At 72.4% G+C, this 6,151-nt stretch carries 7 protein-coding genes; 4 read left to right on the top strand and 3 right to left on the bottom strand.

Annotated elements, in window-relative coordinates; genetic code table 11:
• A partial coding sequence (locus Q1N79_RS01190) for a chloride channel protein (protein WP_300603036.1) occupies positions 1 to 1,268 on the bottom strand: 1,268 nt, incomplete at its 3' end.
• 130 nt (positions 1,269 to 1,398) lie between these two features.
• On the opposite strand from Q1N79_RS01190, the gene Q1N79_RS01185 reads away from it, so the two are divergent.
• Together Q1N79_RS01185 and Q1N79_RS01180 are read left to right on the top strand one after the other, a co-directional pair.
• Positions 1,399 to 2,106 (top strand): potassium channel family protein, encoded by a 708-nt coding sequence (locus Q1N79_RS01185; protein ID WP_300603033.1) that lies wholly within the window; start codon positions 1,399 to 1,401, stop codon positions 2,104 to 2,106.
• A 65-nt stretch (positions 2,107 to 2,171) separates the two neighbouring features.
• Complete coding sequence (locus tag Q1N79_RS01180; protein ID WP_300603030.1) at positions 2,172 to 3,191, top strand: LLM class flavin-dependent oxidoreductase; 1,020 nt, start codon at positions 2,172 to 2,174, stop codon at positions 3,189 to 3,191.
• 5 nt (positions 3,192 to 3,196) lie between these two features.
• On the opposite strand, the gene Q1N79_RS01175 is transcribed toward Q1N79_RS01180, so the two are convergent.
• Positions 3,197 to 3,385 (bottom strand): hypothetical protein, encoded by a 189-nt coding sequence (locus Q1N79_RS01175; RefSeq protein ID WP_300603027.1) that lies wholly within the window; start codon positions 3,383 to 3,385, stop codon positions 3,197 to 3,199.
• Between the two features lie 130 nt (positions 3,386 to 3,515).
• Positions 3,516 to 5,108: a glutamate synthase subunit beta gene (locus Q1N79_RS01170; protein ID WP_300603024.1), complete on the bottom strand. Its 1,593-nt coding sequence runs from the start codon at positions 5,106 to 5,108 to the stop codon at positions 3,516 to 3,518.
• Positions 5,109 to 5,310: 202 nt separating this feature from the next.
• Between Q1N79_RS01170 and Q1N79_RS01165 the strand changes: the two genes are divergently transcribed.
• Both Q1N79_RS01165 and Q1N79_RS01160 read left to right on the top strand, forming a co-directional pair.
• Positions 5,311 to 5,535 (top strand): hypothetical protein, encoded by a 225-nt coding sequence (locus tag Q1N79_RS01165; RefSeq protein WP_300603021.1) that lies wholly within the window; start codon positions 5,311 to 5,313, stop codon positions 5,533 to 5,535.
• A gap of 404 nt (positions 5,536 to 5,939) precedes the next feature.
• On the top strand, positions 5,940 to 6,151 hold a 212-nt coding region (locus Q1N79_RS01160), incomplete at its 3' end, for an AAA family ATPase (protein WP_300603019.1).

Raw genomic sequence — 6,151 nt, 5'->3', positions numbered from 1 at the left:
AGCCGGGCGGCGACAACGTAGGCCACCACCACGGCGACGATCACCAACGGCATGACGGCGAACGCGTCGGGGGCCAGCAGGAGCGATGCGAGCAGCACCGCGGTGAGCGGGAGCGAGAGCATGACCGCGGCCATCGCGCCGATGCCCATCGCGACCCCGGCCACCAGGGGCAGCCCGGGCAGGTGGGACATCAGGATGCCGCCCGCCGCGCCGAGGTAGATCGACGGGAAGACCGGGCCGCCCCGGAAGCCGCTCATCGACATGCCGTACCCGAGCCCCTTGCACGCGAGCAGCAGCGCGAGCGCTCCCACCGAATAACTGGCCGCATGGGTGACCAGCGGATCCAGGCCGGACTGCCCGGAAAACAGGACGTCGGATGAGCTCTTTCCCGTGGCCTCTGCGTAGGCGATCGCCAGCCCCGCGACGATCGCGCCGACGACAGGCAAGGCGATCAGGATCCGGCTCTCGACGTGCGGCCGGGCCGCGAGCGCGAGCCGCCGGATCGCCGTGCCTGCGATGGCCGCCGCGACCCCGATGACCAGCGCCCAGCCAAATTCCGCGACGTCGGGGCGCGCGAAATGAGGCAGCCCTGGTATCGACAGCGAGAACGTGCCGAGCCCGGTCCACGCGTCCATCCCGATGAAGATGAGCGCGCCAACCCCGGCGGCGAGCAGGCCGGGCACAAGCACGACCCCGAGCATGGGGCCGCCCAGTCCCGAGGCCTCCATCAGCAGGAACGCGCCGACGAGCGGGTTGCCGAGCAGCGTGCTGATGGCGGCGAAGCTGCCCGCCGCGGCCACCACGGCGGTCGCCTGGCCTGGCATGTCGCGCCTGGCGAGCCGCACGGCAAGGACCGCGAGCCCGCCGCCGAGCGCGATCAGCGGCGCCTCGGGCCCGAGCACGACCCCGAACAGCAGCGTCGCGAGGGCCGCGAGCAGGACACCCGGCAGCTCGGCGTACGTGGGAGCGCCGCGCGCCTTGAACCCGTCGGCCGACGAGTGCCCGCCGTTGCCCGGCAGGTACCGGATCACCGGCCCGGCTATCAGGGCCGCGATGACGAGCATCGGCAGCGGCCACCACGGCGGCTCGCCGTGAAAGCCGAGCCCGTTCGGAAGGTGCGTGTAGAGTTCCGGCTGCAGGTAGTTGACCAGCGCCAGGAAGCCGTACGCCCCCGCGGAGATGGGCACGCCGAGGATGGCGGCGAGGACCAGCAGCCGCAGGTAGCTCCTGGACCGCAGCAGCGTCCGCGGGTCGGGCGGCGTCGTCATCTGCGCTAGCGTGCGCGGCCCGGCGGGTAGCCGCCTCATCTCATGGGGGTGATTTCGCGGAACCGTGCGCCGGTAGTCACCCCGGCCGGGCGAGGCTAGGTCCGCGGCGGCGCGCGGACAATCGATGAGCATGACCAGCGCAGCCAGCGAACCGCAGCCCGACGTGGCGCAAGCACCCAGCGCGCCACGCCCCGGCCGCCCCGCACCTCCCGAGCGGTTCGGGGCGCTGCTGCTCCTGCTGATCGCCACCTACCTGGTATCCGCGTTCACCACGGGCTCGCTGATCGACGCGGCCCAGATCGTGTTGTTCGTTGGGACGCTGCTGCTCGCACTGCGCAACTCCCAGGCGCCCAAGTGGACCGCGCGGCTCACCGTCGGCGTCGTCTTGGCCGGCTCGGCGGCCGCGTTCGGGATCGCGCTCACCGGCCCGTCCGAGGACGCCGTCGGCGGGGCCCAGATCTGGGCGGGGCTGGTCTTGCTCGCGGCGGCCGTGGCGATCGTGCACCGCGTCCTGGCGAACAATACGGTGACGCTGCAGAGCATCTACGGCGCGCTCAGCGCTTACATCATCATCGGCCTGATGTTCGCGGCCTTCTACGGCGCGATGAACCGGCTGGGCGGGGGCCCGTTCTTCGCCGACCACCAGCCCGGGAATACCAGGACATTCCAGTACTTCAGCTTCACCACGCTGACCACGCTCGGCTACGGCGACTTCACCGCTGCCAGCAACGCCGGCCGGGCGGTCGCGGTGATGGAGGCGCTGTTCGGCCAGGTGTTCCTGGCGACGCTCGTGGCCCGGCTTGTCGCCGCCTTCCGGCCGGCGGACAGGCGCCAGTAGGCTACCCGCGAGGCCGCTCACCAACGCGGCAGGACCGCGAAAGCCACGCTCGGAGGAAAAGCCGCATGCCACGGCCCGGGGTTGCCCTGGAAAAGCTCGGCTTCCTGACCATCGGCCTGTTCGACCGCGACGACCCCGGTCCCGGCCACCGGACGACGCTGGAAATCATCGAGCTGGGCGAGCGGCTCGGGTTCGACAGCGCCTGGGTCCGGCACCGGCACCTGCAGTACGGCATCTCCTCGCCGGTCGCCGTGCTCGCGGCGGCGTCGCAGCGCACGTCGCGGATCGAGCTCGGCACCGCGGTGATCCCGCTCGGCTGGGAGAACCCGCTGCGCCTGGCCGAGGACCTGGCCACCGTGGACATCCTGTCCGGCGGGCGGCTCAACCCGGGGATGAGCGTCGGCCCGCCGATGCGCTTCGACGATGTCAAGGAGGCGCTGTACCCGGACACGGCGGATCGCGAGGACTTCAGCCACGAGCGGGTGGCCCGGCTGCTGCGGTTCGTCGCCGGCGAGCCGGCGGCGTCGTTCAGCGGCACCGAGGGCTTCGAGCAGTTCTCCGACCGCGTGCAGCCGTACTCGCCCGGGCTGCGCGGCCGGATGTGGTACGGCGCCGGGAGCCTGGCCTCGGCGCGCTGGGCCGGGGAGCACGGCATGAACCTGCTGACGAGCAGCGTGGTCAAGGCCGAGGAATCAGAAGACTTCGCCGAGGTCCAGCGGTCGCAGGTCCTGGCGTTCCGCGCCGCCCATCCGCTCGGGGACGCGGCGCGGGTATCGCAGGGGCTGGTGGTGATCCCCACCGACAGCGCGACCGCCGCGCAGCGGGCCAAGTACGAGGCCTACGTCGCCGCCCGCACGCCGCGCACCGCGAGCCCGGTCGGGCCCGCGCGGATGATGTTCGCCAGGGACCTGCTCGGCCCGTCCGGCCAGATCGCCGAGTCGCTGTACGCGCACGCCGCGTTCCGCGAGGTGGCGGAGGTGGCCTTCGCGCTGCCGTTCACGTTCGAGCACGCCGACTACGTGCAGATCCTCACCGACATGGCGGGCAAGCTCGGCCCTGCGCTCGGCTGGCAGCCCCGCCGGTAGCGAGCTCAGGCCGTCCGCACGTGGGGGTACCGTGGCGGCGTGCTGTAGGGGTGCGCGCCGCAGACCCAGCAGGCGGGCTCGTTGCTTGACTCGTCCCCCGGCAGCCAGGTGCCCAGCCAGGTTACCGGTTCGTGCGGGGTCTGCTCGGTGCCTTCGCAGGCAAGGGTGGTCGGCCACCGGCGCGGCTGGGTCATTGAAAATGAGCCTTTCGACATGGCGCAAAACAGGGCAAATCATGCGGGATTGTGTGCCAGGTTAGCCGCAACTTCCAGCTCAGAACAAATCACTAGTACCAGAAGCTCTCACCCGTAACGGCGCGCTCGGTCAGAGCGTCAGCGGCCGTTCGGCCGGCCGGACCGGCGAGGGGAGCGTGGTGGAGCCCATCAGGTAGCGGTCGACGGCGGCCGCCGCGGCGCGGCCCTCGGCCACCGCCCACACGAGCAGGGACGGCCCGCGTCCGGCGTCGCCCGCCACGAAGACCCCGTCCGGGCCGGCGCCGAAGCCGGCGTCGCGGGCGAAATTCCCGTGCGCGTCAAGCCGCAGCCCGAGCTGCCCGGCCAGCCCGCTGTCGGGTTCGGGTCCGGTGAAGCCCAGCGCGAGCAGCACCAGGTCGGCCCGGACTACCCGCTCGGTGCCCGGCTGCGGCTCCCGCCGCCCCGGCCTGGTCCCGGCCAGCCGCAGGGCCCGGACACGGCCGCCTGAGTCTGCCTCGAAACCGAGCGTGCACGCGGAGAACACCCGCACGTCCCCGTCCGGCCCAGGGAGCGGGACAACCGGGGCGGCCGGCGCGGCCGGCCCAGGGACCGGGGCGACCGGGGCGACCGGGGCGACCGGGGGACACGAGCTGTCCCAGTCCTGGCCGCGCAGCCGGGCCAGCTCGCGGGCCTCCTGATGGGCGGATGAGACCCGGTAGACCTTCGGGTACACCGGCCACGGCTGGTCCGGGGCGCGCTCCGCGCCAGGGAGCGGGTTGATGTCCAGCTGGATGACCGAGGCGGCGCCCTGGCGCAGCGCCGTGCCCAGGCAGTCCGCGCCCGTGTCGCCGCCGCCGACGATCAGCACGTGCCGGCCTGCCGCGGTGACCGGCGAATGGCCGCGGAAATCCCCGGCGCAGGCCCGGTTGGCCGCCGGCAGGTAATCCATGGCCTGGTAGATCCCGGCCAGCTCGCGGCCGGGCACGGGGAGCTCGCGCGGCACGGTGGCCCCGACCGCGACGACCACGGCGTCACAGCGCTGCCTGAGGCGGCCGGCGTCCAGGCCGGCGCCCACCGCGACTCCGGCGCGGAACCTGGTGCCCTCCGCGCGCAGCTGCGCCAGCCGCCGGTCCAGCTGCCTTTTTTCCAGCCGGAACTCGGGAATCCCGTACCGCAGCAGCCCGCCAATGCGGTCGGCCCGCTCGTACACGGTGACCAGGTGGCCGGCCCGGGTCAGCTGCTGCGCGCACGCGAGGCCCGCCGGGCCCGAGCCGATCACCGCGACCGTCTTGCCCGTCAGGCGGCCCGGCGGCCGCGGCAGAACACGGCCGCGATCCCACGCCCGGTCCGCGATCGCCGCCTCGACGTTCTTGATCGTCACCGCGGGCTGGTTGATGGCAAGCACGCAGGCTGGCTCGCACGGCGCCGGGCAGAGCCGGCCGGTGAACTCGGGGAAGTTGTTGGTGGCATGCAGCCGGTCGCTGGCTTCGGCCCAGTCCCCCCGCCAGACCAGGTCGTTCCATTCCGGGATCAGGTTCCCTAGCGGGCAGCCGTGATGGCAGAACGGGATGCCGCAATCCATGCAGCGTCCCGCCTGTCCCCTGATGACCGGCAGCAGGCTGCGCCGGTCGTAGACCTCGTCCCAGTCCTGCACCCGCTCCCTGACGGGCCGGCGGGCGCAGTCGCGGCGCGGGGTCGTCAGGAAGCCCTTCGGGTCAGCCAAGCCGCGCTCCAGCGCCAGCGGGGATCTAGCCGGACGACACCGTCCCTTCCACCAGATTAACTTGGCCACCGCTAGGACTCATGCACCCCCCACGTCCCATGCATAACTGCGGGAGCACGATCCGGCATGGCAGACGGCCCGGATCGTTCGGGAGAATGAAAAGCCTTATTATCCCGAACGTCCAGCCCCAGGAGGTGAGCGCTTGCCGCGACTGCTCGTCGTCCACCACACCGCGTCGCCGGCCCTGCAGGCGATGCTTGCGGCGGTCATCGCGGGAGCCCGCGACCCGGAACTGGAGAACATCGACCTCGCGGTGACGCCTGCGCTCGCGGCGACCGTCCCCGTCGCGGTGACCGGGCCGGCCGGCAAGGACGTCGAGCGGCAGTGTTACGAACTCGGCGCCACCGTCGCCGCCAACCTCGGCTGACGGCCGGCGGCGGCTCCGTACGCGAGGCGGCCGGGAAACCCTGACCGGTCGCCGTGACCGCTCCCTGCGGCGAGACACCGCACGGCGCCCCGCGCCGGCGTTGCCCGCCGCATCCCCCCCGGCGGTTCGGTCACGGCGACCGGGGCCATGACAGTGCCCGCACCGGTCCCCGCACTGGCCGGCCGGCACTGGCGCCAACGGCCGCATACCGCGGGCCGCGGTGCCGCTCCGCCGCGAAAAGCACCGTGGACGCAATAGCAGAAAACGTCCAGGTGCTTTATCGGGCAAGGTTAGACTGAATGGGCACTGCCGCGCATCATCCGGATTATGTATTCGGTTATGCAGATGCGGCCTGACCCGTCAGCGCCACTCTTCGTGGCCCCCGAATCCATGTGGCGAACATAGTGCCAGACCTGCCCCTGGAGCCGAACAGCTTCGTCGGCCGCGAGCGCGAGATCGAGGAGCTCCGCAAGCTCGCGCACGCCACGCGCATGCTGACGCTCAGCGGGCCCGGGGGCATCGGCAAGACCCGCCTGGCGCTGCGCGCGCTCGCCGCGGTGGCCGCCGAGTTCCCCGACGGGGTCTGTTACGTCGAACTCGCCGACGTGAACGACCC

Source organism: Trebonia sp. (genome assembly GCF_030042015.1).
Lineage (GTDB): Bacteria > Actinomycetota > Actinomycetes > Streptosporangiales > Streptosporangiaceae > Trebonia.
This window is presented reverse-complemented; position numbering and strand designations above follow the sequence as displayed.

What these genes read in the sequence shown, in the direction of transcription:
- Q1N79_RS01185 (WP_300603033.1), top strand. Translation starts at nt 1,399, where the DNA reads ATGACCAGCGCAGCCAGCGAACCGCAGCCCGACGTGGCGCAAGCACCC.
- Q1N79_RS01180 (WP_300603030.1), top strand. Translation starts at nt 2,172, where the DNA reads ATGCCACGGCCCGGGGTTGCCCTGGAAAAGCTCGGCTTCCTGACCATC.
- Q1N79_RS01175 (WP_300603027.1), bottom strand. Translation starts at nt 3,385, where the DNA reads ATGACCCAGCCGCGCCGGTGGCCGACCACCCTTGCCTGCGAAGGCACC.